Origin of the sequence: Streptomyces sp. NPDC088116, assembly GCF_044741745.1 — a bacterium.
In the GTDB taxonomy this organism is placed as follows: domain Bacteria; phylum Actinomycetota; class Actinomycetes; order Streptomycetales; family Streptomycetaceae; genus Streptomyces.
In genome coordinates this window covers 519,526-545,849 of record NZ_JBIUTF010000007.1, presented here as the reverse complement: position 1 = coordinate 545,849, position 26,324 = coordinate 519,526, and the positions used below count along the sequence as shown (strand labels likewise).

The following is a 26,324-nucleotide window of genomic DNA, read 5'->3' as shown; positions in this document are numbered from 1 at the left end:
CGGCAGCGCGGTTCAGGCGGTGGCCGTGCCCGTAACACCGCCCGTGGCGCCCCGGACGTGGTCATAGGCGCAGCCCCACGACCAGGGCGAGGGTCAGCCCCAGCGCGCAGACCGAGACCACGAACCACGCCTGTTGCTTGGCCTCGGGCGTCATGGCCGGCGGCGCCCTTCTCGTTCGTGCAGAAAATCCATGAACGTCCTGCACATGCGGGCCAGGGCGCGCATGTGCACCCAGTTCGCCATGGCTCCGGCCCCGGGGCCGCTGCCGGTCAGGTCGTACCAGTCCTTCAGCGCGCCCGTCGCCCGGACCGAGTGCTCGGCCTCGGGCACCTGCTTGACGACATCGACGAGCCGCGCTCCATGGCCGATGAGCCGGTCGGTGAGATCGGCGATCTCCTGGGGCGGCGGCATCATACGGTGTGGAGCCAGAGCTCTGTCGGCATCCAGGCCGATGACATCAAAGGCGATAGCGTCATATGCCAATGCCTTCGAATGCACGTTTTCCTCTGTGCCTCCGGCTCTATGGTCTGTCACTGTGGTCACCTTGGCCCCCGCTCTCCGTGTGTTCGACGCATACGTAGAGAAAACCGCGTCATTACCCTCCGCGGGTACCGTGGAGGGCAGGTCTGAGAATGAAAGCCATGAACGCTTGGGGGAGTTAAAAGCATGGCGAGTAACTCACGTAACTCACGCACACCCAATACCGGGTTGGCGTGTCTGCTTGACCAGGCCAAATGGTCTCGCTCCCAGTTCGCACAGATCATCAATCGCATAGGCGCGGAAGCCGGCCTCGAGCTGCGCTACGACCAGTCCGCGGTCTCTCACTGGGTAGCGGGAACCACACCGAAGGAGCAGGTCAGGCCACTGATCGTAGAAGCGTTCTCACGAAAGCTGAGGCGTCAGGTAACGCATGCGGAAGCAGGGCTCCCGGTTTCGGCTCCCGCATACGCCACTTCCATCCCGGGCGCCTCCGAGGGCTCCCCGCGCACTCTTGGCGCTCTTGGTTCTTCCGGATCTCCCGGCTCTTCTGGTGTCAACACCTTCGAAGAACTGGTCGACATGGGAAGGGCCGATATGGACCCGTCGCGTCGTAGCTTGATCGCCGCAGGGCTGTTCTCCGCCGCCATTGTGGTACCGCTGTTTCCGGATCTGGCACAGGCTGCCACTCCGTTGACCGCTCCACCGGGGAAGCGGACGGTCCGGATCGGCGCGCCGCAAGTACAGGCCGTACGCACGATGACGGACCGAATAGCGGACATCCTTGATGAACTCGGCGGCGGTCACGCGCGCCCTATGGCCGCGGCATTCCTCGTGAACACGGTCATGCCGTGGCTGAAGGCCGAGGCGGAGGACGGCGTACGTGCCGACATGCTGTCCGCGGCGTCCGACCTGGTCTATCTGACCGGGTGGATGGCGATGTACGAACGTGCGCACGGCCTCGGCCAGCAGTACTACCTCAGGGCGCTGGAGTTGGCGGGCGCCGCCGAGGATCACGTCACGTACTGCCGGACGCTGCGCGGGATGTCCCTCCAGGCATCGAATCTCGGCTACGGGAAGCGGGCGCTGGAGCTTGCCGACTCGGCCGCCGAGGCCTCTCCGAAGGCCGGGCCGCGCCTTCGGGCCTTCCTGTCCGGGCAGCAGGCCCACTCGGCGGCGATGGTCGGCGACAAACGCCAGGCGTTCACCCGGCTCCGTGAGACCGAGACGGCGCTGACGAAGGCGGACAACCGGCGTGAGTCGGTCGGCGGCTACGACCAGACGGCGTATCTGTTCCACATGTCGCATGTGCTGTACGAGTTCAAGGACCTGCCGGGCTCGATCTCCGCGCTCCAGCAGTCCCTGAAGGCGCAGCAGAAGAACGAGCGCCAGGGCCGGGTCCACTTCCTCGCCGTGCTGGCGCAACGCCAGCTGGAACTGGGCCATCTGGAGGCGGCCTGCGGGAGCTGGTGGCAGTTCCTGGACGACTACGAACATGTGTCGTCGGCGCGTGGGGACGAGCACTTCGAGACGATGCGGCGGCGGTTGAAGCCGTACATGAAGACGCTGGCGGTGCGGAAGCTGCGGCCGAAGATCGACGAGGTCGCCGTGCTGAAGGGGTGAGGCGGTACTGAAGGGGCGAAGTCGCTCCGGACTCGTTGCTCAGCGGACTCGGTTGCCGCGTTGCCAGACCGAGGAGACGAGAGGGACCCCCGGGCGGTAGGCGAGGTGGACATGGCTCGGGGCGTCGAGGAGCGCGAGGTCGGCGCGGGCGCCGGGGGTGATGCGGCCCACGTCCGAGCGGCGCAGGGCGGTGGCGCCGCCGGCCGTGGCCGACCAGATCGCCTCGTCCGGGGTCATGCCCATGTCCCGTACGGCCAGGGCGATGCAGAACGGCATCGATGAGGTGAAGGACGAGCCCGGGTTGCAGTCCGTGGAGAGCGCGACGGTCGCGCCCGCGTCGAGGAGGCGGCGGGCGTCCGGCCACGCGGCGCGGGTGGAGAACTCCGCGCCGGGCAGCAGGGTGGCCACCGTTTCGCTGTTGGCGAGGGCGTCGACGTCCGCGTCGGTCAGATGGGTGCAGTGGTCGGCGGACGCGGCGTCGAGTTCGACGGCCAGCCGCACCCCTGGACCGTACGACAGCTGATTGGCGTGGACACGGGGGTGCAGGCCCTTCGCGCGGCCGGCGGTGAGGATCGCGCGGGCCTGGTCGCCGTCGAAGGCGCCCTTCTCGCAGAAGACGTCGACCCAACGGGCGTACGGGGCGCAGGCGTCGAGCATCTCGCCGGTGACGAGGGCGACGTAGGCGGCGGGGTCGTCGGCGTACTCGGGCGGGACGATGTGCGCGCCGAGGTAGGTGACTTCGTCGGTGTGCTCGCGGGCGATCCGAAGGGCGCGGGCCTCGTCCTCGGCGGTGAGGCCGTAGCCGGACTTGGTCTCCAGGGTGGTCGTGCCCTGGTGGAGCGCCTCGGCGAGGTAGCGGGCGACGTTGGCGCCGAGTTCGGCGTCGGTCGCGGCACGGGTCGCGGCGACGGTGGTGCGGATGCCGCCGGCGGAGTAGGCGCGGCCGGACATCCGGGCGTTGAACTCCTGGGTGCGGTCGCCCGCGAAGACCAGGTGGGAGTGGGAGTCCACGAAGCCCGGGACGACGGCCCGGCCACCGGCGTCGACGGCGTTGTCAGTGGCGGGTGCTTTGCTTGATTCACCGACCCAGGAGACGCGGTCGCCGTCGATGACGACGGCCGCGTCCTGGATCAGACCGATGGGGGTTCCGTCACCGAGGGAGGGGTCGTTGGTGACCAGACTGGCGATGTTGGTGATGACGGTGGTGGCAGAGGTTCCGTCAGGAGCGGTGGCGGCGGGGGTGGTCGTGGTCATCGCGGGGATGGTCTCCTTCGGCGGCTTCAACGGCGTTGTCGGCGGGGGTGGTTCCGGTGCCGGCCTCCTCAACCACGTCAGCCGCGCAGAGCCTCGATGGACTCGGCGAGGGACGCGGGCACGTCCGGGATCAGGGCATGGGCTCCGTCGCGTACGAGATGACGGCCGCCCACGACGGTGTGGCGAACATCCGCCGCGGAGGCGGCGAATACGGCGGTCTCCGCGCCGAGTCGTGGCAGTGTGCCCGCGGTCCTGACCGAGTCCAGGGCGATCGTGACGAGGTCGGCGAGCGCGCCGCGCTCGATGCGGCCCGCGTCGGGCCGGCCGAGCGCCGCGTGGCCGTCGGCGGTGGCGGCATGGAGGAGCGCGGCGGCCGTCCAGTGCCCCCGGCTGCGGGAGCGCAGCCGTTCGTCGAGCTCCATCGCGCGGGCCTCTTCGAGGAGGTCGATCACGGCGTGGCTGTCGCTGCCGAGCGACAGCGGCGATCCCGCGCGCTGGAGGCGGGTCGCCGGGCCGATGCCGTCGGCCAGGTCCCGTTCGGTGGTGGGGCACATGCAGGTGCCGGTGTGGGAGGCGCCCAGCAGGGCGATGTCCTCGTCGGTGAGGTGGGTGTTGTGGACGCCGGTGGTGCGGGCGCCCAGGACGCCGTGGTCGGCGAGCAGACGGGCGGGGGTGCGGCCGTGGACGGCGAGGCAGGCCTCGTTCTCGGCGGTCTGTTCCGAGAGATGGACATGGAGGGGGGCATGGCGTGCCTCGGCCCATTCGGCGACGGTGGCGAGCTGTTCGGCGGGCACGGCGCGTACGGAATGGATCGCCGCCCCGATGCGTACGTGGTCGCTGTCCTTGAGCCCCGACGCCCGCTCGGCCCAGGCGTCGGCGGTGCCGTCGGAGAAGCGGAGCTGCTGGCGTTCCGGGGGCGCCCCGCCGCGCCGCTTCGTGATCCCGGAGGCGAGATAGGCGGTGTCGAGGAGCGTGATCCGGATCCCGGCCTCGCTCGCGGCGGCGATCAGGGCCTCGCCCATGGCGTTCGGGTTGTCGTAGGGCGTGCCGCCGGGCGCGTGATGGAGGTAGTGGAACTCACCGACGGAGGTGATGCCGGCCAGCGCCATCTCGGCGTACACGGCGCGGGCGAGTGTGTAGTACGAGTCCGGGGTGAGCCGGGTGGCGATCCCGTACATGATCTCGCGCCAGGTCCAGAAGGTGCCGGAGCCGACCTGGACGGTGCCCCGCAGAGCACGGTGGAAGGCATGGGAGTGGGCGTTGGCCAGGCCGGGGAGGGTCAGGCCGCGCAGGACCGTGGCTCCGGGGGGCGGGGTCTCGACGTGGAGACGGATGTCGGCGATCCGGCCGCCGGTGACGCCGACGGCCACGTGTGGCTCGACATGATTGTCGAGCCAGGCGTGTTCCAGCCAGTACGTGATGTCGTACGTGCCCGGGGCGGCCGGTCCGGCTGCCCCGGCCGGCTCTTCCTGTCCCTGGCGCATGTCCCTCGCTTCGCGCGCGCCCGGCGGCATGTCGGTGACCTGCGTCCGCCGCGACGCGACGGGCTGCTGCGACGCGGGCGTCGACTGCGATCCGGCGGTTGGCCGCGATACGGCGGGCGGCGGCTGCGATCCGGCTGTCGGCTGCGAGGCAACGGGCGGCTGCGATGCGGCGGTTGGCTGCGTCATGTGCACGCGAGTCCTTCCAGTACGTCTGCGAGCGCCAGGATCCCGGCCACGCAGTCGTCCTCGGCCGCGAACTCGGCCGGCGAGTGCGAGACGCCGGTGGGGTTCCGTACGAACAGCATGGCGGTAGGGATGGAGCCGGACAAAATACCCGCGTCGTGTCCGGCGCCGGTGCCGAGGACGGGGACGGAGGTGGAAGTGGAAGTCGAGGTGGATGTGGAGGTGGAAGTGGAAGTGGACGTGGACGTGGGCTGCCGTCCACCGAGGATCGCGGCGAGTTCGTCGCGCAGGGCGTGCTCGAAGTCGACCACGGGGGTGAAGGACTCCCGGACGACCCGCAGGTCGATACCGGCCCGGTCGGCGGATGCGCGGGCGGCCGTCTCGATCGCGGCGACCACGGTGTCCAGGGCGGACTGGTCGGCGGCGCGGGAGTCCAGCCAGCCACGGACGAGGGAGGGGATGGCGTTGACGCCGTTGGGCTCGACGGCGATCTTGCCGAAGGTGGCGAGGGCTCCGGCGAGTTCGGCTTCGCGGCGGGCCGCGAGGACGGTCTCGGCGTAGCTGAGCATCGGGTCGCGGCGGTCGGCGAGGCGGGTGGTGCCCGCGTGGTTGGCCTCGCCGTGGAAGTCGAACCGCCAGCGGCCGTGCGGCCAGATCGCGGACGCGATGCCGACGGGGTCACCGGACAGGTCGAGGGCGCGGCCCTGTTCGACATGCAGCTCGATGAACGCGCCGATCCGCGCGAGGCGTTCGGGGTCGGGTCCGAGGGTGGACGGGTCGTGGCCGGCGGCCTCCATGGCCTTGGGCAGCAGGATGCCCTCGCCGTCGCACAGTTCGTGCGCCTTCTCGACGGTGAGCTGTCCGGCGGTGAGCCGGGAGCCGACGCAGGCGAGACCGAAGCGGGCGCCCTCTTCGTCGCCGAAGTTGGTGATGGCCAAGGGGCGGGTGAACCGCGCTCCCCTGGCCCGGAGTTCATCGAGTGCGGCGAAGGAGGAGACGACACCGAGCGGACCGTCGAAGGCGCCGCCGTCGGGTACGGAGTCCAGGTGGGAGCCCGTCACGACGGCGTTCCCGGCGAGCGGGTCGCCGAGCCAGGCCCACTGGTTGCCGTTGCGGTCGAGTTCGTAGGTCAGCCCACGGGTCTCGGCCTGCGCGCGGAACCACGCGCGGCAGTCGGCGTCGGCGGCGGTCCAGGCGTAGCGGCGGTAGCCACGGGTGCCGGGGTCGCGGCCGAGGGAGGCGAGGTCCCGCCACATCTCCTGGAAGGAGGCCCGGGGCCGCGTGTTCTGCCCTTGCCCGGCACCCGGGTCGGGCCTTTCGCCGGACCCTCGGCCGGCCCTTCCGTCGGCCCCCTCGCCGGTCCCGTCACTGAGCCCGTGGCCGGCCCCTTTATCAGCCCTACCGTCAGCCCTTCCGTCGGCCCTTCCGTCGGCCCTACCGTCAGCCCTTCCGTCGGCCCTACCGTCGGCACCCTCGTCGACCCCGTCGTGGCGCGTCACGCGTCCTCCCGCATCGGGATGCGGACGTCGCGGTCCTCGGCGACCGACTCCGCGATGTCGTAGCCCGCGTCGACATGGCGGATGACGCCCATGCCCGGGTCGTTCGTCAGCACGCGGCGGATCTTCTCGCCCGCGAGCTTCGTGCCGTCGGCGACGGAGACCTGGCCGGCGTGGATGGAGCGGCCCATGCCGACACCGCCGCCGTGGTGGAGGGAGACCCAGGAGGCGCCGGAGGCGACGTTGACCATGGCGTTGAGGAGGGGCCAGTCGGCGATGGCATCGGAGCCGTCGAGCATCGCCTCGGTCTCGCGGTACGGGGAGGCGACCGAGCCGCAGTCCAGGTGGTCACGGCCGATGACCAGCGGGGCGGCGAGTTCGCCGGAGGCGACCATGTCGTTGAAGCGCTCGCCCGCCTTGTCGCGCTCGCCGTAGCCGAGCCAGCAGATCCGGGCCGGCAGGCCCTGGAAGTGGACGCGTTCGCCCGCCATCCTGATCCAGCGGTGGAGGGACTCGTTCTCCGGGAAGAGGTCGAGGATCGCCTTGTCCGTCTTGTGGATGTCGGACGCCTCGCCGGACAGGGCCGCCCAGCGGAACGGGCCCTTGCCTTCGCAGAACAGTGGCCGGATATAGGCAGGCACGAAGCCGGGGAAGGCGAAAGCCCGCTCGTATCCGGCCAGTTGGGCCTCGCCCCGGATCGAGTTGCCGTAGTCGAAGACCTCGGCGCCCGCGTCCATGAAGCCGACCATCGCCTCGACGTGCCGCGCCATCGACTCCCGGGCGCGCAGGGTGAAGTCGGCGGGCTTCTCGGTGGCGTACGAGGCCATGTCGTCGAAGTCGACGCCCAGCGGCAGGTACGCCAGCGGGTCGTGCGCGGAGGTCTGGTCCGTGACGATGTCGACGGGGGCGCCCTCGGCGAGCATGCGCGGGAGCAGTTCCGCCGCGTTGCCCAGCAGGCCGATGGAGAGCGGCCGGCGCGCGTCGCGGGCCTCGGTTGCCAGTTGGAGCGCGTGCTCCAGGCTGTCGGCCTTCACATCGAGGTAGCGGTGTTCGATCCGGCGCTCGATGGCGCGCGGGTCGCAGTCGATACAGATCGCGACCCCGTCGTTCATGGTCACGGCGAGCGGCTGGGCGCCGCCCATGCCGCCCAGCCCGGCGGTGAGGGTGATCGTCCCGGCCAGGGTGCCGTTGAACTTCTTCGCGGCGACGGCGGCGAACGTCTCGTACGTGCCCTGGAGGATGCCCTGCGTGCCGATGTAGATCCACGACCCGGCCGTCATCTGCCCGTACATGGTGAGCCCGAGGGCCTCCAGGCGCCGGAACTCCTCCCAGTTCGCCCAGTCGCCGACCAGGTTGGAGTTGGCGAGCAGGACGCGCGGCGCCCACTCGTGGGTCTGCATCACGCCCACCGGGCGGCCGGACTGGACGAGCATCGTCTCGTCCTGCTTGAGGGTGCGCAGCGTACGGACCATGGCGTCGAAGGAGCGCCAGTCGCGGGCGGCCTTGCCGGTGCCGCCGTAGACGACGAGTTTGTCGGGGTGTTCGGCGACCTCGGGGTCGAGGTTGTTCTGGAGCATGCGCAGGGCGGCCTCCTGCTGCCATCCCAGGGCGCTCAGTTCCGTACCGCGCGGAGCCCGTACGGGCCGGGGTCCTGACATGGCGGTGCCTCCTCCGTGGTGTGCCTGCTGGGCGTACCCGTTGCGTGCCTGTCGCGTGCCTGTTGGCCTTTCTATTCACATCCTTACGTGATGAATAGATGTAGTCAACAGCTGCGTGGTCGCCCGCCGGATGATTGGCTGACGTTCATGGCTTCGCTTCAGCACAACAGTCAGAGCGGGGAACACGGCGCACGACACGGCGGGGAGCGGGACCCGGAGCAGGGCGCGGACCGTCCCGCCGGGGATCCCACCGCCTCGGCGGTCCGTCGCGACCTGGCCGTGCGCGCCCGCGACCTGGCCGTGCGCGCCGCCGTGGAACAGGGGCTGATCTCCGAGACCGAGCCCGTCGTCGCCCTCCTCGACGTGGCCGGAATCCGAGCCTCCGCCGCCGCGCTCCGTACCGCCTTCGAGGAAATCACCGCGCCCGGCACCCCCGTCCTGCACGCCTTCGCCGTGAAGGCCGCGCCTCTCGTGCCGCTGCTGCGCCTGCTCGACGCGCAGGGCATCGGCGCCGAGGTCGCCAGCCCGGGGGAGCTGGCGCTCGCCCGTGCGGCGGGCGTACCGGCCGACCGCACCGTCCTGGACTCCCCCGCCAAGACCACCGCCGAGCTGCGCGAGGCCCTGGCGCTCGGGATCGCCGTCAACGCCGACAATCCGCAGGAGCTGGACCGGATCGATTCCCTGGTGGGGTCGGGACCGATGCGTTCGCCCGTCGGGCTGCGGATCAACGCGCAGATCGGCGGGGGTTCGATCGGCGCCCTGTCCACCGCGACCACCACCTCCAAGTTCGGTGTCGCCCTGCGCGACGAGGGCGCCCGCGCCTGGGTCGTACAGGCATACCTGGACCGCCCCTGGCTGACCCGGCTGCACACCCACTCCGGCTCGCAGGGCGTCCCGCTCGAACTCATGGCGCGGGGCGTGCGGACCGTTTACGAACTCGCCGAGGAGATCAACGCGGCCGCCGGCCGCCGGCAGATCGACACCCTCGACATCGGCGGCGGCCTCCCGGTCAACTTCGCCTCCGACGAGGAGACTCCGACGTACGCCGCGTACGCGCGACTCCTGAAGGACACCGTCCCCGAACTGCTGGACGGCCGCTACGGACTGGTGACGGAATTCGGCCGTTCTCTGCTCGCCAAGCACGGCCTGGTGCTCGCGCGCGTCGAGTACGTCAAGTCCGCCGGGGGCCGCCCCATCGCGGTGACCCACGCGGGCGCGCAGGTCGCCACCCGTACCGTCTACGACCCGGTCTCCTGGCCGCTGCGCATCGCCGCGTACGACACCGAAGGGCGCCCCAGGACGGGCCCCGCCGTGGCGCAGGACATCGCGGGCCCGGCCTGTTTCGCGGGCGACCTGCTCGCCGAGAACCGGCCGGTGCAGCGGCTGGAGCAGGGCGATCTCGTCGCCGCCCTTGACACCGGCGCCTATTACTTCACCAACCACTACGCCTACAACAGCCTGGCCCGGCCCGGCGTCCACGGCTTCACGGAGACGTCCGGTGGCGAGGTGCGCTTCGCGACCGTACGGGCACCACAGCGCGTCGAGGAGATCGTCGCCGAGTCGGGCGGGGCGTACGCGGACGCACTGCTGGACGGCTGACCCGAGGTCCGACGGGGACGGGCAGCGGACCGGGGGACCGGGAGAGGACCGGCGCGGACCGGCCGTGCGCGCGAGCGGGAGAGGACCGTCGGCTGAGGCTGCGAGCGCCCAAGCATGTGGTACGTGGACAAGACCTCCATTGAGCGGTCAAGTCCGGCCATTTTCCTGCCTGTTGCCCTCGACGGAGGTCATGTTCGGCTGGAAAATGCCAGAACCCCTGTTCCTCGCGCGGACGTTGCGTAACCTCACGGTCACAGCCGCACAACAGTGCGCCCGTACGCCCTGCTGGGAGGGGAGTCCGTGTGCCCGGAATCGATGCATGCCTGAAAGAGGCCATGAGCCTGCCAGGAGCGCGCGGTGCGGCGATCGTCGACTGGACGAGCGGACTCGCGCTGGGTACGGCGGGGGAATCCCCGAACGGTGACCATGAGGCCACGGCCGCCGAAACGGCCGAACTGGCCAGGGCGGCGGCGGAGTACACGGCGTTCGCCCCGGTCGCCACCGTGAGAACCACGACCATGGCGGCGGCAGTCACGACGACAGCCGCCGGGGCCGCGAAGGCGCAAAGACCCGTCGGCGGCGACACGGGCGGAACCGGCGACACCAGTGGTACGAGCACCTCGGGCACCCCAGGTTCCTCCGCCATGACAAGAACCTCGGGCACTCCAGGCACTCCAGGCACCACAGCCGCCTCAGGCACCACAGCCGCCTCAGCCGCCTCAGCCGCCCAAGGCACCGACTCCGCCGGCCGTGACAAGGGCCCGCCCGTCGAGGACCTGATCGTCACCACCCGCACCGGCTACCACATATTGAGCTTCGTGGAGACGACGTTCGACAGCAGCGTCTTCCTGCATCTGTGGCTCGACCGCGACACCGGAAACCTCGCACTGGCCCGATTACGGCTGGGACAGCTCGCCGAACGGCTGGTGCTCGGATGACCGCCCAGGCCTCCCGATCCTCACAGGAGTCCCAGGCCTTACAGGCATCGCAGGCGTCCCAGGCCTCTCACGCCCAGCAGACCCCCCAGGACTCGCAGCCCCCTCAGGCGGCCCAGTTGCCCCAGGGCTCCCCAACACCCCAGGGATCACCGGCCGCCGAGGCTCCGCACCCGGCACCCGTTCCGGACCCCCTCCAGTCCACCGTCTCCCCGATGCTCGTACGGCTGGCCGGCGAACGCGCCACCGGAGCCCTCCTTCGCGACCACGGCACGCTCTATCTGACCGACGGCCGCGTCGTACACGCCGAGAGCCCCGCGGCCCCCGGCATCGACGTCCTGCTCACCGTCGGCGGCCGACTGCCGCGCGCGGGCTGGGAAGAGGCGATCAACCGGGCCGGCACCCGCCGCCAGGTCGGCCGGTTCCTCGTCGACAGCGGCCGTCTCCAAAGCGGTGAGCTGGAGATATGCCATCTGGGCGCGCTGTTCGACGCCGCCTTCTTCGTACTCTCCCAGGGCAGTGGCCCGACCCGGTTCCGCTACGGCGTGGCGCACTGGATCGGTCCCGTACGGCCCGTGTCCACGACGGCCGTCGAGCGCGAGACGCTGCGCCGGCGCGAACTCCTCGACCAGGTCTGGCCGTACGCGGCCGTCGACACCGCGCCCGTCGTGACACGAAAACCCGCGCCCGGCCAGGCGGTGACGCGCAGACAGCGCGCCCTGCTGGAACTGGCGGACGGCGTACGCACCCCCGTGGCCATCGCCTGGGCCCTGGGCCGGCCCGCGTTCCACACCCTGCTCGATGTCCGGCGGCTGGCCGCCGCGGGACTGGTCGAGACACCCGACGAACCGGTGGCGGCCACGCCCGCGACGGTTCCCTCCTGGGTCGCGACGGTTTCGGCCGACCCGGACATCGCCCTGTTGCGCCGGCTCCGTGACGCCCTGGAGGCAAGCCTGTGACTCTGACTCCCCGCGACCCCCCGGGCCCTCGCAGAACCGTCATGAGGCGCGCTCTGCGGCAGCGTGCCGAGAGGAGACTGCTGATGACCGCGGAACCCGATGTACTCGGTGAACTCAGGCGCCTGCGGGCCTGCCTCCCCCAGCTGACCGGGGCGCTCGCGGCCAGTGCCGACGGTCTGGTGCTGGCCCAGGACATGGCCGATGTCGAGGCCGAAGGGGTGGCCGCGCTCACCGCCGCCGCGCTGGGTGTCTCCCTCCGGCTGACGGACACCACCGGCCAGGGCGGTTTCCGGGAACTGCTGATCCGGGGCGAGCTGGGCTATGTCGCCACCTACGCGGCGGGATCGGCGGCCGTCCTGACGCTCCTGGCCGAACCCCGCATCAACGTGGGACGGCTGCATCTGGAGGCCCGGCGGTCCAGCGCCCGGATCGGTGAACTGGTCGACGGCGCCCTCGAACGGCTGGAGAACGCCTGAGCCATGGCCCCTCCCCCGCCCCCGAAGCCCCCGCCCTCGAAGCCACCGTCCCCGAAGCTCCCGTCCCCGAGGCTCCCGCCCCCGAAGCTCGCGGAATCCCCGACTCCACCAGCATCTTCTCCCGCTCCTCCCCGTACACCCCGTACGCCGCGGACACCACGCACCACCCGGGCGTCCGGAACTCGCCGGACCCCCACCAGATCGAAAGGAAGTGCGACATCCATGGCCAACACCGAAGCCGCTCTCAAGGAAGCGACCACTCTCATCGAGGGTGCCCTGGGGGCCGCCCTCGTGGACTACTCCAGCGGCATGGCCTTAGGCACGGTCGGCGGGAGCAAGGATCTCGACCTGGCGGTGGCCGCGGCGGGCAACACCGATGTGGTCCGGGCGAAGGTCCGCACGATGGAACTGCTCGGCCTCAAGGACGAGATCGAGGACATCCTGATCACACTCGGCAGTCAGTACCACTTGATCCGGCTGCTCAAGGGGCGGGGGAACAGTGGCCTGTTCCTCTATCTGGCCCTGGACAAGCGTCGGGCGAACCTGGCGATGGCCCGCCATCAGCTGATGAAGATCGAGGCCGCGCTGGAGGTCTGAGCGGGCGAGGCACGTCGCGGCGGTACGGTCCCGAGCGGGCCTAGGATCCCGAGCCGGACCGGCAGGGCCAACTCCCCGTCAACCACTGCCGGTTCAGCACCCCGTGGTTCAGCGGCGGCGCCGTGCCCCGCCCGGCACGGCGTCACCGGCCCCGAGGCCCGTGGTCCGGTAGCCCTTCACCCGCTTGCCGACGGGCTGCCCGGATCCGGCCCAGTCGGTACGTACCCACAGCAGCGCCTCGTCCCGGCGCTCCCGGCGGCCCAGCCACGCCGACTTGAGCCACAGCCCGACGCCTGCGCCCGCCAGGGCCGGGCCTCCGGCGGCGGGCAGCGCGAACGAACTTCCCACGGCGACAAGGAACCCGGCCAGCAGCCACCACCGGTGGGCCCGCCGCCAGTTCCGCAGGGTCACAGCACGATCCTGGAGGAAGTCGAACTTCCCCGCCCGCGTGGCACCGTCCGCCCACGCGCTGTATCTACGGCGCCGTACGAGCGCGACGACGGCGGCACACACCACGAAGAGCGCCGCCCCGGTCCAGACGCCGATCCCGCGGCCGGTCAGTCCGGACGGCAGGACCCCGATACCGGTGGCGAGAACCCCGAGCCACCACAAGGGGACCGCTCCGGCCCGTACGACCACCGCCACCCGTGCCAGAGACTGCCCGCCGCGACCCACTACCTGCCTCCTCAGCCGTCGAAGCCGTTTCGCGGCGAAGGGTAATGGCGTTCTCTGAGGGTTCCCTTAAGTATCGGGAAGTATCAGGCGGAAAGGGCCCGGTAGTTGACGGCGTTGACGAACGTCTGCCAGGAGGCCGGTGATTCCCGCGGGTCCCTCCGGCGCCGCCTGCGGGGAGTCCCCACACGCAGGAGTGAATCGCGGTCCGATCGCCCGCGCCGGATCAAGAGTCCGGACCATGATTCGAACCCTGTCGGCCGAGGGAGTTCTGAGATGGCATGGATCTGCCCGGGGTGCGGTAGGCCTGACGCGATCGCCTACATCGAGAACGAGGACGGTCTGCACCCGTTCCCCTGCCTCTTCTGCAATCACTCGGTCTCGAACGGCGGGGGTCGTTCCGCGGTGTGGGCATCTCGTCCGTGCGGAACGATGGAGTGCCCGGGAGTGGTCAGGGACTTGTATACCTACTCGCCACGCGCAGGGCTGACGCAGGTGGCGCGATTGCCGTGCTGTGAGTGCGAATCACCCAGGAAACGCAAGGCGTCGCCCTTTGCCTCAGGGCCGCGAGAACACTTCCTGCCCGACCCCCGGCTTTAGGGCCTGTCCGGCGGCTCCCGAGCACAGACATCTGGAAACCAGCGAAAGCCCCTACTCCACGAACAGCCCCCGTGCCGCCGCCCGCGCGTCGAACTCCTCCAGTCGTACCTGTGCGTCCGGCAGCCCGTCGCACATGGCCTCCAGCAGCACCCGCCCCAGCAGCATCGGCGAGCACGCCGTGTCGAAGGCGAGGCCCGTGCCCACCGCCGCCGGGATCAGCAGATCGCTGTGCGCGGCGACCGGCGCGAACGCCGAGTCGGCGACCGTCACCACCGTCAGCCCGGCCGATCGCGCGTAGGCCAGCGCCTCCACGACCTCCTTGGGATGGCGCGGCAGCGCGAAACAGAGCAGCGCGCTCGCGCCCGCGTTCCTGGCCGTGTCGATCCGGTCGAGGAGCATCGTGCCGCCCTCGTCCAGCAGCCGTACGTCCGGATGGACCTTGGCCGCGAAGTACGCGAAGCCGCGCGCCTGCGCGGACGCGGCGCGCAGCCCCAGGACCGGCAGCGTCCGGGAGGCGGCGAGCAGCCGCCCGGCCCGTTCGACGGGAGCGGGGTCCGCGAGCAGTTCGGCGAGCTGCCGCAGGTTCTCGATCTCGCCCTGTACGGCCTGCTGGTACTCGTTGTACGCGGACTCCCCCGCCGCCGGCTCGGCCGGTGCGACCTCCCGGAGGTGCTTACGGAGCGCCGGGTAACCGTCGAAGCCGAGGGCGACCGCGAAGCGGGTGACGGACGGCTGGCTGACTCCGGCCAGCTCCGCCAGCTCGACGCTCGACAGGAACGGCGCGTCGGCGGCCTGCCGCACCATGCTGTGCGCGATGCGCCGTTGGGTGGGGGTGAGCCGGTGGCCCTCGAAGAGCTGCTGAAGCCGGGCGGCGGGGCTGTCGCTCATGCGCTCCCCCTGGCCGGTTCGGTCGTCACATCGGTGGTCACATCGGTGGTCACGTCACTCGCCGCATCAATCGTCATCGCTCGTCACGTCGGTTGTCATCGGTCGTCACATCGGCCATCGGATCTTCGTCGTACGCGCCACCGTCCATCACCTCGGTGAACCGGTCGAGCAGCGCGGCAGCCGCCGTCACATCATCGGTCAACGGCCGGTCGATGACCTCCTCGTCCAGTACGGTCTCGGCCAGCGCGAAGGCCCGGCCGACCGGAAGACCCGGCTCCGGCCGCAGTCCGCGCTGCCTCAACGCCCGTACGGCGGCGACGAGTTCACAGCCGACGACCAGACGGTACGCGCTCGCCACGCGCAGCGTCTGGCGCGCGGCCAGCGAGGCGAAGCTGGCCTGCTCCTCGACGCCCCGGGAGAGGACCGCGTGCCCGAGGGAGGCGGGGGCGGAGTACGCCCGCAGATCGCCGAGGGCCGCTCCGGCCGCGTACTCCAGGATCATCACGCCCGAGCTGGCGGGCTCGGCATCGGCGAGGAAGGGCCGCAGCCGGGTCAAGCCGGGCTCGTTCAGGGCGGAGAGCCGGGAGGTGGACAGCCGGGCGGTCTGTACGAGCGAGAGCCTGAAGTGGTCGAGCGCCAGGGCTATTTGGGCCAGGTAGAAGCCGCCGTGGTGGTACGCGGCGGGGATCGGGTCCAGCTCCGTACCGGGGCGGATCAGCGGGTTCTCGGCGGCGGCGTTGATCTCGACGGCGAGGGCGCTCTCCAGCGTGTCGGCGGCGTCGCGCGCGGGGCCGTGGATCTGCGGGACGCAGCGGAACGCGTACGGGTCCTGGATCCGGCCGAGCGGCGGTCCCGGCCGCTCGGGGGCGCCGAGGATCGCGCGCATGCCGGCGGCGACGGCGTACGAACCGGTGTGCCGGCGGGCGGCGTGCACGGGTTCCGCGAACGCCTCGTACGAGCCGTCGACGGCCAACAGCGAAAGGGCGGCGACCACTTCGGTGGCGGAGACGAGCCGGCGCAGTTCGTGCAGGGCGAGCGCGGCCTGGCCCAGGGTGAGGGCGTTGCTGCTGATCAGGGCGAGGGCGTCGTTGTTGTCGAGGGGCTGCGGCGCGGGGGCGCGCCCGCCGTGCCCGCCCTGACTGCCGTGCCCGCCCTGCCCGTCACGCCCGTCGCGTCCGTCGTGACCGCCCCGCCAGGGGTGTTCACCGGCGAGGGCGAGGCCCATCTGGGAGAGGGCCGCGATGTCGCCCGTACCGACCGAGCCGAATTCGTGCACCAGCGGGTACGCGCCGCACTCCAGCGCCTCGCAGAGCGCGGTGACGACGGTCGGCCGCAGCCCTGCCCCGCCGGCCAGCAGTTGGTTGGCCCGTACGGCGAGCATGGCGCGGACCTCGCGGGCGGGCAGCGGCTCGCCGATGGCCCCGGCGTGGCTGCGCAGCAGGCGCAGTCCGTGGTCGGCGGCGGCCTCGGTGGGGACGGCCTCGGTACGGTTGGCGCCGACGCCGGTGGAGCGCCCGTACACCCGGCCCGACGCGGCCAGCTCGCGCGCGACGTGCCAGGACTGTTCGACGCGCTTCATGGCCTCGGTGCCGGGTACCGGACGGGCGGTACCGTCGGCCAGCCGTACGACATCGGCGACCGGGAGGCTCTGTCCGTCCAGCACGACGACCGCGACGCCGGTGCCGGTACTCGCACTCGCACCGGCGCCGATACTCGGATCCATGACCGCCGACGGGTCCACCATGCGGGACGACATCATGCGCGAACGCCTCCTTATCGGACGCTACGTCTTGCCCTGCGGCCATCCGTAACCAGTGATTTACCCCGGGGCATTGACAATCTATTCAGCCACCAAGAACTCTGCATGACTATATGCAGCCAGGCAAGGGACGCGGGCAAGGGACGACTGATGATCACATTCGACGCGGTGAACAAACGCTTCCCCAACGGCACCACAGCGGTCCACGACCTCACGCTGGAGATGCCCGAGGGCGGCATCACCGTCCTGGTCGGCTCCTCCGGATGCGGTAAGACGACCACGCTCCGCATGATCAACCGCATGGTCGACCCGACCTCAGGCACCATCCGCCTCGGCGGCCGGGACATCCTGGAACAGGACGCCGCCGAACTGCGGCGCGGTATCGGCTACGTCATCCAGCAGTCGGGCCTCTTCCCGCACCGGACGGTCCTCGACAACATCGCGACCGTCCCGCTGCTGCTGGGCTGGGGCCGCAAGAAGGCCCGCGCGAGGGCGGCCGAGCTGCTGGAGACGGTGGGGCTAGCGGCGGACGCCGGCAAGCGCTACCCGCACCAGCTCTCCGGCGGCCAGCAGCAGCGCGTGGGCGTGGCGAGGGCACTGGCCGCCGATCCGCCGGTGCTGCTGATGGACGAGCCGTTCGGCGCGGTCGACCCGGTGGTACGGACCCAGCTCCAGGACGAACTGCTGCGCCTCCAGAAGGAGTTGAACAAGACCATCGCCTTCGTCACCCATGACATCGACGAGGCGGTACGGCTCGGTGACCGGATAGCCGTGTTCCGTACGGGGGGCCATCTGGTGCAGTGCGCCGCGCCCGCCGAACTGCTGGCCCGCCCGGCGGACGCGTTCGTCGCGGACTTCCTCGGCGCGGAGCGCGAGCTGAAGCTGCTGTCGCTGACGACGCTGGCGGAGGTTCCGGCCCAGCGGGCGACGACGGTACGGGAGGACGAGCCGGCCCCGGTGCGGGACCACGGCCCGCACCTGGTCGTTTCGGCCCGGGACGAACCGCTCGGCTGGCGCGACCGGGACACCCCGCCCGGCGGCCCGCTGACTCCCGTACGCCCACTGCGTGACACGGACTCGCTGCTCGCGGCGCTGAACGAGTCGATCGCGTCCCCGGCGGGCCTGATAGCCCGGGTCGACGCCGACGGCGTACTGACCGGGGTCACGTCACGCGAGGCGATCCACGAGCACGCGGGCCGCAGGCACCAGGAAGCGGCGCGGGCGGACGAGGCGGCGCGGGCGGGCGGTTCAGGGCGGGCGGACGAGGCACAGGCAGACCCGGCAGCACCGACCGCGCGCCTCTCGAAGTCCTCAGCCCCCTCGAAGTCCTCAGCCCCCTCCAAGTCCGAAGGCCCTTCGACGTCCGAGGATCTCCCCAAGCCCGAAGGCGCGGCCTCATGACCGTCCAATGGTCGTGGATATCCGACCACGCGGGCGATCTCGCCACCCTCACCCTCTCCCACCTCCAGGCCGCCCTGACCGCCGTACTCCTCGGGCTGCTGATCTCCCTGCCCCTGGCCGTCCTCGCCCACCGGGTCCGCCCTCTGCGCGGCTTCCTCCTCGGGCTGTCCAACGTCCTGTTCACGATCCCGTCGATCGCGGTCTTCGTCCTCCTGCTGCCGGTCTCCGGACTGACCAGGACCACCACCGTCATCGGCCTGACGATCTACACGCTCGTCGTCCTGCTGCGGAACACCGTCGAAGGACTCGACTCCGTACCGGCCAAGGCGCGCGAGGCGGCCGTGGCCATGGGCACGCGCCCTCTTCGTACGCTCCTCACGGTCGAACTGCCCCTCGCGCTCCCCGTGATCATGGCGGGCGTACGGATCGCCACCGTCATGTCGATCTCGCTGGTCAGCGTCGCCACGTACATCGGTGACGGCGGCCTCGGCCAGCTCTTCACCGATGGCTTCCAGCGCAACTTCCCCACCCCGGTGGTGGCCGGTGTCGTACTGACCCTGCTGCTCGCTCTGGTCGCGGACGCGCTGCTCGTCGCCGTGCAGTACGCGCTGACCCCCTGGACGCGGCGGCGGCATTCACAGCGTGGGAAGGCCTGAGCCGACATGTACGAACTCTTCAAGGACCTCGGCGCCTGGCTGGTGGCCGGCGATCAGTGGACCGGCCCCGACGGCATCGGCCACCGGCTCGCCGAGCACCTCCAGTACTCCCTGCTCGCGACCCTCATCGCGGCCGTGATCGCGCTGCCGCTCGGCCTGTTGATCGGGCACACCGGACGCGGCGCGTTCATCGCCATCAACCTGGCCTCCTTCGGCCGGGCCCTGCCCACGGTCGGCCTGGTCGTCCTGGTCTTTCTGGCCAGCGGCCTGTCCATGACCCCGGTGTACGTCGCGCTGGTCGCGCTCGCGATCCCGTCGATCGTGACGAACACGTACGCGGGGATGACGGCCGTCGACCCGGAGGTGAAGGACGCGGCCCGGGGCCAGGGCATGCGCGGCCATCAGGTGCTGCTCCAGGTCGAGATCCCGCTCGCGCTCCCCCTGATCATGACCGGGCTGCGGCTCGCGCTGATCCAGGTGGTGGCGACGGCGACGATCGCCGCGTACGTCAGTTTCGGCGGGCTGGGACGGTACGTCTTCGACGGCCTGGCGCAGCGTGACCTCGTCCAGGTGCTGGGCGGGGCGGTGCTGGTCGCGGTCGTCGCCGTCGTCCTGGACCTGGCACTGGCCGGGCTCCAGCGCATCCTGTTCCGCCACCGCACCGCCGCCTAGGGAGACCCCGCGATGAACTCACCCACGCACGCGTCCACGAACGCGGCGACGCACCCACCCACAGGTCCGTCCGCCAACTCCCGTGCCAAGCCACCGCTGAACCGGCGCACGCTGCTCGGCGGCCTGTTCGCCGCGGCCTCCGTACCCGCACTCGCCGCGTGCGGCGGTGGCATCACCAGCCTCAAGGGAGACGCCGACGGCGGCGGGGGCGGCGGCTCCAGCACGGGCGGCGTCATCATCGGCACCGCCAACTTCACCGAGAACCAGGTCCTCGGATACCTCTACGCGGCCGTCCTCACCGCCGCCGGTGTGAAGGCGACCGTCCGCCCCAACCTCGGCACCCGCGAGATCCTCATCCCCGCGCTCAGGGGCGGCGACATCGACCTGCTCCCCGAATACCAGGGCGCGCTGCTGCACTACCTCTCCCCGAAGGCCACCGCCACGGAGGAGGGCGACATGCAGAACGCCCTCGCCATCGCGCTCCCCGCGGGCCTCCAGGTCCTCCCGTACGGCAGGGCCGAGGACTCCGACGCCTTCGCCGTCACCCGCGAGACCGCCGAAACGTACGGCCTGCGGACCCTGGCCGACCTGAGGAAGCAGAACGGCAAGCTGGTCATCGGCGCGGCGCCGGAAGTGAAGAAGCGGGTCGTGGGCGTGGTCGGCCTCAAGGAGGTGTACGGCGTGGAGTTCAAGGAGTTCAAGTCGCTGGACTCCTCGGGCCCCCTGGTCAAGGGCGCGCTGAAGAAGGGCGATGTGGATGTCGCCAACCTCTTCACGACGGACACGGACATAGCCGCCGAGGACTGGGTCGTACTGACCGACCCCAAGAACCTCGTCCCGGGCCAGCACGTCGTCCCCCTGATAGCCGACCGCAAGGCCGACTCGACGGTCCGCAAGGCCCTGGCCCGGCTGGGCGGCACGCTCACGACGGAGCACCTGACCGAGTTGAACCGCGAGGTCGACAAGGACAAGAAGGACCCGGAGGACGTCGCGAACTCCTGGGCGGCCGGCCACGGCCTCGCGAAGAACTGACGGGTCAGGCCCCCCCGCGAGTCACCCAGGGCCTTCACCCGGGCACATCACTGAGAGCTCGCGCAGACAGGCGCGAAGATCACCCCTGGCAGTAGAGCAGGCAGAGGATTTGGTGATCATGGAGTTGCGACGCTCTGTGACCACTGGGGAGACCTGTGCCTGCACTGCCATCTTGGCCGGCCGATCCGCTGTGAGAACAATGCGGGGCACTGCTGCCACAGCGCACGGCCCACGCCCGTCCGCGCGAGTTCTCAGCCCGGTTGCTTGATGCTCTCGATGATTCGGGCGAAGCCTTCCTCCCCGTGGCCTGCATCAATCTGGCGTTGGATGAGCCGCTGGACCATGGTGACCACTTCGGTGCTGATGCCCTGGTCGGAACTGGCGGCCAGGAGGTCACCGAGGTTGGAGAACTGGAGACTCTGCTGCCCCTCGACGGTGTAGTCCCCGCCGTCGATGACTGCGGCGAATCCTTGGAAGGCGCCGGTCATGGCGGTCAGCCAAGGTGTGGCCTCGGCAGCGAACTCGCCCGCCGTCACTCCGGCCGGCGCAACCATGGCGGCGCCGTGCATGAATCCGGCGAACATGACGTACATGCCCGCGAGCAGGGCGAGATCGTACAGGGACGCCAGCCCGGCATCCTCACCGAAGTAGGTACTGGTTCCCCATAGGTCGAGCAGCGGCCTGTACTGATTGAAGACTTCGGCCGATCCGCTGTAGAGGATCGACGCCCCGGGCCGGCCGATCATCTGCGGTACGGCCATGATGCCGCCGTCCAGATACGCGACCCCGGCTCGGGCGGCCCAGTCGGCCAGCTCTCGTGACTGAGCGGGTGATGTCGTGGTCACGTTGACCAGGGTTCGTCCGGCCAGCTCATCGGAGAGCGGAACGAGCACCTCATGGACCGACGCGTGGTCCAGCAGGCATGCGATCACCAATCGGCCGGCCCGGACCGCGTCTCCGGCCGTGTCGGCGGCCTTGGCGCCCTGCGCAACGAGGTCGTCCGCCTTCCCCGGTGAGCGGTTCCAGCATGTGGTCGCGTGTCCGGCCCTCACCAGGGCGCCCGCGAGAGCGCTTCCCATCGCCCCCAGCCCGAGAACACTCACCTGGACGCTGTTGTCCGTTGTCATTTTCGGCGCTCCCCCTCGTGTTTGTCCTTCGGCTCGATCCTCTCCGCAGCCAGTAGAGTTGACCAGTACGGACAAATTAGTCAGGTACTCACCTGTGAGTAAGTACCTCTTGGGGGGGCGGATGGCGACTTCAGCGCGGCGGGGTCCCTATTTCTGTGGCATCGACGCGGCGATGGATGTGGTCGCCGGCAAGTGGAAGTCGCTCATCCTCTGGGAACTGCACCACCACGGGACCCGCCGGTTCGCCGAGCTCCGACGTGGTCTGCCTGGTGTCAGCGAGAAGATGCTGATTCAGCATCTGAGGGAGATGGAAGAAGACGGGCTCGTGCATCGTGAGGTGTACCGCCAGGTACCGCCGAAGGTCGAGTACTCCTTGACGGAGCACGGCGTCTCACTCAACGCGGCCCTGGCCTCCTTGGGAGAATGGGGCACCGAACGCATGCGACGGATTGGGGCCGAAAAGGTCTCCGGCGACGTTGCCGCGACAGCTCGGCGATAGAAGCGGATGGTTCACCGGGCAAGTGCGCACCCAGGCAGCGCACAGATGTCGAGCTGCACCGCGACGTACTGCGCCCCGGCCAGACCCCACGAACCAGTACGACATCCCTCTCCCCCTGGGCCGTCGCCGGTGCCGAACCGGCCCTGGACTTCCACATCGGCCTGACGGTCCCGGGCGCCTGGTACTCCTGGGACACCGAAGCGGACGGCGCTCACACCAGGCTCTGGCTGGCCGACGACGCGGCCACCAGCTGGGCGAGCGTCGATTACGACGGCCTCCGGAGCCGGACCTTCCACGTCGCTCAGCACGGCCCGCGCCGTCTCTGGGACGAGGTCACCGCCGCCCGCCGGCAGTGGCTGCGTGCGGGCCGGCCGACGATCGACCGCTACGGACTGACCGTCACCCCCGACACGCGAACGGCCTGGCTGGACCGGCCGGACAACACGCTGGCGTAAGCGCTCAGGCGTTGGTGTACCGGCCCGTGTACAGCTCGGCGAAGGCCGTGGCCGCGGTCCTGGAGCTGAACAGGCGGCGCAGCCGGGAGGTGGCGTTCCGTGCACGGAACCGGTCCGTCACCACGCCTGTTCCGCCGGGGCCGGGCGCTGCTCCGGGGCCGGCGGGCTCGTCGGCCTCGCCCGTCGTCTGCCCGTGGTAGACCTCGGCCAGCCACTGGGAGAACTCCTGGTACTCCCAGGCCTGCGCCAGGCAGGTGTCCGAATAGGCGGCGAGCGGCCCGTCGTCGCCGTCGCGGTAGTGCGCGCCGTAGGCGCGGGCGAGGTGCAGGGCGTCGTGCAGCGCGAGGTTCATGCCCTTGGCGCCGATCGGCGCGATCATGTGCGCCGCGTCACCGGCCAGGTGCAGCCTGCCCAACGCCATCGGCTCGACCATGTAGTTGTGCATGTCCAGGACGCGCTTCTCGATCAGCCGTCCCTCCCTGAGCACGCCGTCCGGCACGTCCAGCCGGGCGTGCAGTTCCGCCCAGGCTCGCTCGTCGCTCCAGTCGGACGCGGTGTCGCCCTTGCGGCACTGGAGGTAGAACCGGGTCACGTCGACACCGCGCGGCATATGGGCGGCGAAGCCGCGCGGGTGGATACCGAGGATGACCCGGTCCTGCGACGGCGGCGTCTCGGCGAGCAGCGTCAGCCATCCCACGCCGTAGTCGTGCCGCGCGACCCGCGCGCCCGCCGTCGTCAGCCGCTGCCGGCTCACCCCGCGGGCTCCGTCGCACCCGGCGACGAAGTCGCAGTCGAGCCGCCGCGCGGTGCCGTCGACGGGGTCGGTCCAGGTGACCGAGGGGTGGTCGGTTCCGGTGTCGTGCAACTCGACGTCCCGGACCTCGAAACGGGCGTCCCCGCCCGCGTCGACGTACCGCGTGACCAGATCGGTGACCAGTATCTGCTGCGGATAGGCGATGTGGTGATGGCCGGTCAGTTCCGTGTACGGGAAGAGATGCCGGGCCCCGTCGAAGCGGAACTCGACGGCGCTGTGCCGCGGCGCGGCCGCGAGCGGCCGGCCCGCGAGACCGTGCCGGTCCAGCGCGCGGGCCGCCCACTCCTCCAGGAACCCCGCGCGCGGGGTGCGTTCTATGACGGTGCGGCTCTGGGTCTCCAGCACCACACAGCCGATGCCCTGCCGCCGCAGCAGATTGGCCAGGGCGAGCCCGGCGGGTCCGGCGCCTATGACGGCGACCTGGGTACGGCTGGACTCCATGGCAGGCCCCGCCCCTTCACTCAACTTGGCGTAATTCCGGTCGACTTCGCACGACAATTGGTCGACTTCACTCAATGAGCCATGCTGCTCCGGCCGGTGATGATACGACAGCGAGCGTCGAGAACCGGACACCGCTGTCCTTCCAAGGCCCGGAGGCCTCCCTGCGGCGGTCCTCAGGGAAAGACGGGGGTTATCCCCACTCCCCCGCGCCACCCCCGCTTCGTACCGTTGGCCCATGGAAGCCCGCGACCCTGAGCTCAAGAAGGAACTCCACGCCACCCTTCAGGCACGCAACGAGCTGGGCGCGGACTACGAGCCCGCGCTCATCGAGTCGTTCCTGGAGAAGGTCGAGCAGCGTATGGACGGCACATCCGACCGTGAGACCCGGCGGAAGCTCGCGGAGCAGCGGATGGCCGTGGCCCGCGGCGCGCGTACGCCCGAGGCGCCGGAGGGGTTCGGCGAGCGGTTCGGGTTCGGCATCATCTCGCTGGTCGCCGCCGTGCCGCTGACCGCGATCGCCGTCGGGCAGGCGGGACTTGAGGGGCTGATCGTCTGCTGGCTCGGCATCGTCGCGATCAACGCGATCCACGCGTCCCGGAGCCGGGGCAGGCTGCCTCGCAAGCGGCGGCAGTCGTCCGACTGGGAAGGCTGAGCGCACCCGGGACAAGGGACGTGAGACGTGGGACGTGGGCGGCCCGAGAGGCATGAACCCCTCCGTGGCCGGAAAAGATAGTCGCGGGGACCGCCGCACCCCCGTTACCGGGGGGCGGGACGACGACGGTCCCCGCGAGGGACACGCTCCGGGTCAGGGCCGGGGCACGTGTCCGGGCGTCTGTGGAGTCCGGGAGCCGCTCCGGAGTTCCTTGACGCCGACAACCACTAATGTGCCGGACGCGTGTTAAGCGGGTGCTGCGTGGACGTGTCGCGCTCGTACCAGTTTCGCGAATCCGCGCCGTGGCCCGCCTCCGACCGCGAAATGCGGCCGCTCTCCTCCCGCCCGGCAAGGCTCATTTCAGGCCCAGCGAGAGGTACGAGAGCAGATCCTGCCTGCTCACGACGCCCGTCGGCTTGCCCTCCACCAGCACAATCGCGGCGTCGGCGCCGTTGTTGCCGCTCAGCGCCGCCATCAGGTCCGCCACCGGTTCGCCCGAGCCGACCTGCGGCAGCGGGGACGACATGTGCTTCTCCAGCGGGTCGCCGAGCGAGGCGCGCTGGGTGAAGAGCGCGTCCAGCAGCTCCCGCTCCACCACCGAGCCGATGACCTCCGCGGCCATCACGTCCGGGTGCCCCGCGCCCGGCTTCACGATCGGCATCTGGGAGACGCCGTACTCCCGCAGGACCTCGATGGCGTCGCCGACCGTCTCCTCCGGGTGCATATGGACGAGAGTCGGGATGGCGCCCTCCTTGTGCCGCAGGACATCACCGACGCTCGCCGCGTCCCCGCCCTGCTCCAGGAAGCCGTAGTCGTTCATCCACTCGTCGTTGAAGATCTTGCTGAGGTAGCCGCGGCCGCTGTCCGGCAGCAGGACGACCACGACATCGTCCGGACCGAGCCCCTCGGCGACCTTCAGCGCGGCCATCACGGCCATCCCGCAGGAGCCGCCGACCAGCAGGCCCTCCTCCTTGGCGAGGCGCCGGGTCATCTGGAAGGAGTCCTTGTCGGACACGGCCACGATCTCGTCCGTCACCGTACGGTCGTACGCCGTCGGCCAGAAGTCCTCGCCCACGCCCTCGACCAGGTAGGGCCGCCCGGAGCCACCGGAGTAGACCGACCCCTCGGGGTCGGCGCCCACGACCCGCACGTTCCCGTCGCTGACCTCCTTGAGATAGCGGCCGGTGCCGGAGATGGTGCCGCCCGTGCCGACACCCGCCACGAAGTGGGTGATCTTCCCGTCCGTCTGTTCCCACAGCTCGGGACCGGTCGTCTCGTAGTGCGAACGCGGGTTGTTCGGGTTGCTGTACTGGTCCGGCTTCCAGGCGCCCGGCGTCTCACGTACCAGCCGGTCGGAGACGTTGTAGTACGAGTCGGGGTGATCGGGGTCGACCGCCGTCGGGCAGACGACGACCTCGGCGCCGTACGCCCGCAGCACATTGATCTTGTCCGTGGAGACCTTGTCCGGGCAGACGAACACGCACTTGTAGCCCTTTCGCTGGGCCACGATGGCGAGGCCGACGCCGGTGTTGCCGCTCGTCGGTTCGACGATCGTGCCGCCGGGCTCGAGCTCCCCGCTCTGCTCGGCCGCCTCGATCATGCGCAGGGCGATCCGGTCCTTCACCGAACCGCCGGGGTTGAAGTATTCGACCTTGGCCAGGACTGTCGCCTGAATGCCTGCGGTCACGCTGGTCAGCTTCAGCAGCGGGGTATTGCCGACCAGGCTGATCATCGAGTCGTGGAATTGCACCGTTGTCTCCGGGGTCTCCGTGATGGTCCGGCCAGCGTATGCGTACGCGGTGAGATTGGGCGCCTCCCCTTACGGGGCAGTTAGCTGGTGTACGTACTCGCACGGACGGCTTTTACGATCTGTACGGCTTTCGCGGGTGCGTACCGCTCATGCGTACGGCCCGTG

Annotated in this window: 23 protein-coding genes and 2 pseudogenes; 14 read left to right on the top strand and 11 right to left on the bottom strand. The window is 70.5% G+C overall.

Translation table 11 applies throughout. The features are described from left to right. Positions 1-150 precede the first annotated feature (150 nt). Positions 151-498 carry a DUF6415 family natural product biosynthesis protein gene (locus ACIOJD_RS28590; RefSeq protein WP_401918732.1) on the bottom strand — a complete coding sequence of 116 codons (348 nt, stop codon included), beginning with the start codon at positions 496-498 and terminating at the stop codon, positions 151-153. Positions 499-666: 168 nt separating this feature from the next. Here ACIOJD_RS28590 and ACIOJD_RS28585 point away from each other — a divergent pair, with 168 nt between their 5' ends. Continuing rightward, a complete protein-coding gene (locus tag ACIOJD_RS28585) occupies positions 667-2,100 on the top strand; it encodes a hypothetical protein (RefSeq protein ID WP_401918730.1) in 1,434 nt (477 codons plus the stop codon). 39 nt (positions 2,101-2,139) lie between these two features. On the opposite strand, the gene hutI is transcribed toward ACIOJD_RS28585, so the two are convergent. The 4 genes from hutI to hutU form a co-directional block, all read right to left on the bottom strand. Further along, positions 2,140-3,354, bottom strand: a complete 1,215-nt coding sequence (gene hutI, locus ACIOJD_RS28580) for an imidazolonepropionase (protein WP_401918728.1) — start codon at positions 3,352-3,354, stop codon at positions 2,140-2,142. 77 nt (positions 3,355-3,431) lie between these two features. Further along, a complete protein-coding gene (locus ACIOJD_RS28575; RefSeq protein ID WP_401918884.1) occupies positions 3,432-4,838 on the bottom strand; it encodes a formimidoylglutamate deiminase in 1,407 nt (468 codons plus the stop codon). A 182-nt stretch (positions 4,839-5,020) separates the two neighbouring features. Beyond that, complete coding sequence (locus ACIOJD_RS28570; protein ID WP_401918726.1) at positions 5,021-6,277, bottom strand: allantoate amidohydrolase; 1,257 nt, start codon at positions 6,275-6,277, stop codon at positions 5,021-5,023. A 239-nt stretch (positions 6,278-6,516) separates the two neighbouring features. Next, entirely contained in the window at positions 6,517-8,175 is a 1,659-nt protein-coding gene (gene hutU / locus ACIOJD_RS28565) for a urocanate hydratase (RefSeq protein ID WP_401918724.1), read from the bottom strand. Positions 8,176-8,322: 147 nt separating this feature from the next. Between hutU and ACIOJD_RS28560 the strand changes: the two genes are divergently transcribed. The 6 genes and pseudogenes from ACIOJD_RS28560 (at position 8,323) to ACIOJD_RS28535 (ending at position 12,741) form a co-directional block, all read left to right on the top strand. Then, on the top strand, positions 8,323-9,774 hold the full coding sequence (locus ACIOJD_RS28560; protein ID WP_401918722.1) for a diaminopimelate decarboxylase: 1,452 nt from the start codon (positions 8,323-8,325) through the stop codon (positions 9,772-9,774). Between the two features lie 302 nt (positions 9,775-10,076). Continuing rightward, a pseudogene (locus tag ACIOJD_RS28555) lies at positions 10,077-10,268 on the top strand (hypothetical protein); the annotation flags it as partial. Between the two features lie 264 nt (positions 10,269-10,532). After that, positions 10,533-10,712, top strand: a pseudogene (locus tag ACIOJD_RS28550) (hypothetical protein); the annotation flags it as partial. 212 nt (positions 10,713-10,924) lie between these two features. After that, positions 10,925-11,668 carry a transcriptional regulator gene (locus ACIOJD_RS28545; RefSeq protein ID WP_401918883.1) on the top strand — a complete coding sequence of 248 codons (744 nt, stop codon included), beginning with the start codon at positions 10,925-10,927 and terminating at the stop codon, positions 11,666-11,668. Positions 11,669-11,751: 83 nt separating this feature from the next. Further along, positions 11,752-12,144, top strand: coding sequence for a roadblock/LC7 domain-containing protein (locus ACIOJD_RS28540; RefSeq protein WP_401918721.1), 393 nt, complete (start codon positions 11,752-11,754; stop codon positions 12,142-12,144). 222 nt (positions 12,145-12,366) lie between these two features. Continuing rightward, positions 12,367-12,741: a hypothetical protein gene (locus ACIOJD_RS28535; RefSeq protein ID WP_401918720.1), complete on the top strand. Its 375-nt coding sequence runs from the start codon at positions 12,367-12,369 to the stop codon at positions 12,739-12,741. A gap of 108 nt (positions 12,742-12,849) precedes the next feature. Here the strand turns inward: ACIOJD_RS28535 and ACIOJD_RS28530 are convergent, their stop codons facing one another. The 3 genes from ACIOJD_RS28530 to ACIOJD_RS28520 all read right to left on the bottom strand — a co-directional run bounded on the left by ACIOJD_RS28530 (position 12,850) and on the right by ACIOJD_RS28520 (position 16,624). Beyond that, the gene (locus ACIOJD_RS28530; RefSeq protein WP_401918718.1) at positions 12,850-13,416 is read right to left on the bottom strand and encodes a hypothetical protein; all 567 of its coding nucleotides are present in this window, start codon (positions 13,414-13,416) and stop codon (positions 12,850-12,852) included. A gap of 648 nt (positions 13,417-14,064) precedes the next feature. Then, a complete protein-coding gene (locus ACIOJD_RS28525) occupies positions 14,065-14,901 on the bottom strand; it encodes a MurR/RpiR family transcriptional regulator (protein ID WP_401918716.1) in 837 nt (278 codons plus the stop codon). 73 nt (positions 14,902-14,974) lie between these two features. Continuing rightward, positions 14,975-16,624 carry an aromatic amino acid ammonia-lyase gene (locus tag ACIOJD_RS28520; RefSeq protein WP_401918882.1) on the bottom strand — a complete coding sequence of 550 codons (1,650 nt, stop codon included), beginning with the start codon at positions 16,622-16,624 and terminating at the stop codon, positions 14,975-14,977. A gap of 186 nt (positions 16,625-16,810) precedes the next feature. Here ACIOJD_RS28520 and ACIOJD_RS28515 point away from each other — a divergent pair, with 186 nt between their 5' ends. From ACIOJD_RS28515 to ACIOJD_RS28500, 4 genes are all read left to right on the top strand, one after another. Next, positions 16,811-18,061 (top strand): ABC transporter ATP-binding protein, encoded by a 1,251-nt coding sequence (locus tag ACIOJD_RS28515; RefSeq protein WP_401918881.1) that lies wholly within the window; start codon positions 16,811-16,813, stop codon positions 18,059-18,061. Beyond that, on the top strand, positions 18,058-18,717 hold the full coding sequence (locus ACIOJD_RS28510; protein ID WP_401918714.1) for an ABC transporter permease: 660 nt from the start codon (positions 18,058-18,060) through the stop codon (positions 18,715-18,717). The genes ACIOJD_RS28515 and ACIOJD_RS28510 overlap by 4 nt, the downstream gene beginning before the upstream one ends. Positions 18,718-18,723: 6 nt before the next feature. Then, on the top strand, positions 18,724-19,389 hold the full coding sequence (locus tag ACIOJD_RS28505; RefSeq protein WP_401918713.1) for an ABC transporter permease: 666 nt from the start codon (positions 18,724-18,726) through the stop codon (positions 19,387-19,389). Between the two features lie 96 nt (positions 19,390-19,485). Continuing rightward, complete coding sequence (locus tag ACIOJD_RS28500; protein WP_401918880.1) at positions 19,486-20,421, top strand: ABC transporter substrate-binding protein; 936 nt, start codon at positions 19,486-19,488, stop codon at positions 20,419-20,421. Between the two features lie 251 nt (positions 20,422-20,672). Here ACIOJD_RS28500 and ACIOJD_RS28495 read toward each other — a convergent pair whose 3' ends face one another. Beyond that, complete coding sequence (locus tag ACIOJD_RS28495; RefSeq protein WP_401918711.1) at positions 20,673-21,548, bottom strand: NAD(P)-dependent oxidoreductase; 876 nt, start codon at positions 21,546-21,548, stop codon at positions 20,673-20,675. Positions 21,549-21,669: 121 nt separating this feature from the next. On the opposite strand from ACIOJD_RS28495, the gene ACIOJD_RS28490 reads away from it, so the two are divergent. Together ACIOJD_RS28490 and ACIOJD_RS28485 are read left to right on the top strand one after the other, a co-directional pair. Further along, positions 21,670-22,047: a winged helix-turn-helix transcriptional regulator gene (locus ACIOJD_RS28490; RefSeq protein ID WP_401918878.1), complete on the top strand. Its 378-nt coding sequence runs from the start codon at positions 21,670-21,672 to the stop codon at positions 22,045-22,047. After that, on the top strand, positions 21,972-22,502 hold the full coding sequence (locus ACIOJD_RS28485; protein ID WP_401918709.1) for a hypothetical protein: 531 nt from the start codon (positions 21,972-21,974) through the stop codon (positions 22,500-22,502). The genes ACIOJD_RS28490 and ACIOJD_RS28485 overlap by 76 nt, the downstream gene beginning before the upstream one ends. A gap of 4 nt (positions 22,503-22,506) precedes the next feature. Here the strand turns inward: ACIOJD_RS28485 and ACIOJD_RS28480 are convergent, their stop codons facing one another. Next, positions 22,507-23,757 carry a 4-hydroxybenzoate 3-monooxygenase gene (locus tag ACIOJD_RS28480; protein WP_401918707.1) on the bottom strand — a complete coding sequence of 417 codons (1,251 nt, stop codon included), beginning with the start codon at positions 23,755-23,757 and terminating at the stop codon, positions 22,507-22,509. Positions 23,758-23,992: 235 nt separating this feature from the next. Between ACIOJD_RS28480 and ACIOJD_RS28475 the strand changes: the two genes are divergently transcribed. Continuing rightward, complete coding sequence (locus tag ACIOJD_RS28475; protein WP_401918706.1) at positions 23,993-24,409, top strand: hypothetical protein; 417 nt, start codon at positions 23,993-23,995, stop codon at positions 24,407-24,409. 355 nt (positions 24,410-24,764) lie between these two features. On the opposite strand, the gene ACIOJD_RS28470 is transcribed toward ACIOJD_RS28475, so the two are convergent. After that, positions 24,765-26,159, bottom strand: a complete 1,395-nt coding sequence (locus tag ACIOJD_RS28470) for a cystathionine beta-synthase (protein ID WP_401918704.1) — start codon at positions 26,157-26,159, stop codon at positions 24,765-24,767. Positions 26,160-26,324 lie beyond the last annotated feature (165 nt).

Coding starts and splice junctions, on each gene's coding strand:
- ACIOJD_RS28585 (WP_401918730.1), top strand. CDS start 667: ATGGCGAGTAACTCACGTAACTCACGCACACCCAATACCGGGTTGGCG.
- hutI (WP_401918728.1), bottom strand. CDS start 3,354: ATGACCACGACCACCCCCGCCGCCACCGCTCCTGACGGAACCTCTGCC.
- ACIOJD_RS28575 (WP_401918884.1), bottom strand. CDS start 4,838: ATGCGCCAGGGACAGGAAGAGCCGGCCGGGGCAGCCGGACCGGCCGCC.
- ACIOJD_RS28570 (WP_401918726.1), bottom strand. CDS start 6,277: ATGTGGCGGGACCTCGCCTCCCTCGGCCGCGACCCCGGCACCCGTGGC.
- hutU (WP_401918724.1), bottom strand. CDS start 8,175: ATGTCAGGACCCCGGCCCGTACGGGCTCCGCGCGGTACGGAACTGAGC.
- ACIOJD_RS28560 (WP_401918722.1), top strand. CDS start 8,323: ATGGCTTCGCTTCAGCACAACAGTCAGAGCGGGGAACACGGCGCACGA.
- ACIOJD_RS28545 (WP_401918883.1), top strand. CDS start 10,925: ATGCTCGTACGGCTGGCCGGCGAACGCGCCACCGGAGCCCTCCTTCGC.
- ACIOJD_RS28540 (WP_401918721.1), top strand. CDS start 11,752: ATGACCGCGGAACCCGATGTACTCGGTGAACTCAGGCGCCTGCGGGCC.
- ACIOJD_RS28535 (WP_401918720.1), top strand. CDS start 12,367: ATGGCCAACACCGAAGCCGCTCTCAAGGAAGCGACCACTCTCATCGAG.
- ACIOJD_RS28525 (WP_401918716.1), bottom strand. CDS start 14,901: ATGAGCGACAGCCCCGCCGCCCGGCTTCAGCAGCTCTTCGAGGGCCAC.
- ACIOJD_RS28520 (WP_401918882.1), bottom strand. CDS start 16,624: ATGGATCCGAGTATCGGCGCCGGTGCGAGTGCGAGTACCGGCACCGGC.
- ACIOJD_RS28515 (WP_401918881.1), top strand. CDS start 16,811: ATGATCACATTCGACGCGGTGAACAAACGCTTCCCCAACGGCACCACA.
- ACIOJD_RS28510 (WP_401918714.1), top strand. CDS start 18,058: ATGACCGTCCAATGGTCGTGGATATCCGACCACGCGGGCGATCTCGCC.
- ACIOJD_RS28505 (WP_401918713.1), top strand. CDS start 18,724: ATGTACGAACTCTTCAAGGACCTCGGCGCCTGGCTGGTGGCCGGCGAT.
- ACIOJD_RS28495 (WP_401918711.1), bottom strand. CDS start 21,548: ATGACAACGGACAACAGCGTCCAGGTGAGTGTTCTCGGGCTGGGGGCG.
- ACIOJD_RS28490 (WP_401918878.1), top strand. CDS start 21,670: ATGGCGACTTCAGCGCGGCGGGGTCCCTATTTCTGTGGCATCGACGCG.
- ACIOJD_RS28485 (WP_401918709.1), top strand. CDS start 21,972: ATGGGGCACCGAACGCATGCGACGGATTGGGGCCGAAAAGGTCTCCGG.
- ACIOJD_RS28480 (WP_401918707.1), bottom strand. CDS start 23,757: ATGGAGTCCAGCCGTACCCAGGTCGCCGTCATAGGCGCCGGACCCGCC.
- ACIOJD_RS28475 (WP_401918706.1), top strand. CDS start 23,993: ATGGAAGCCCGCGACCCTGAGCTCAAGAAGGAACTCCACGCCACCCTT.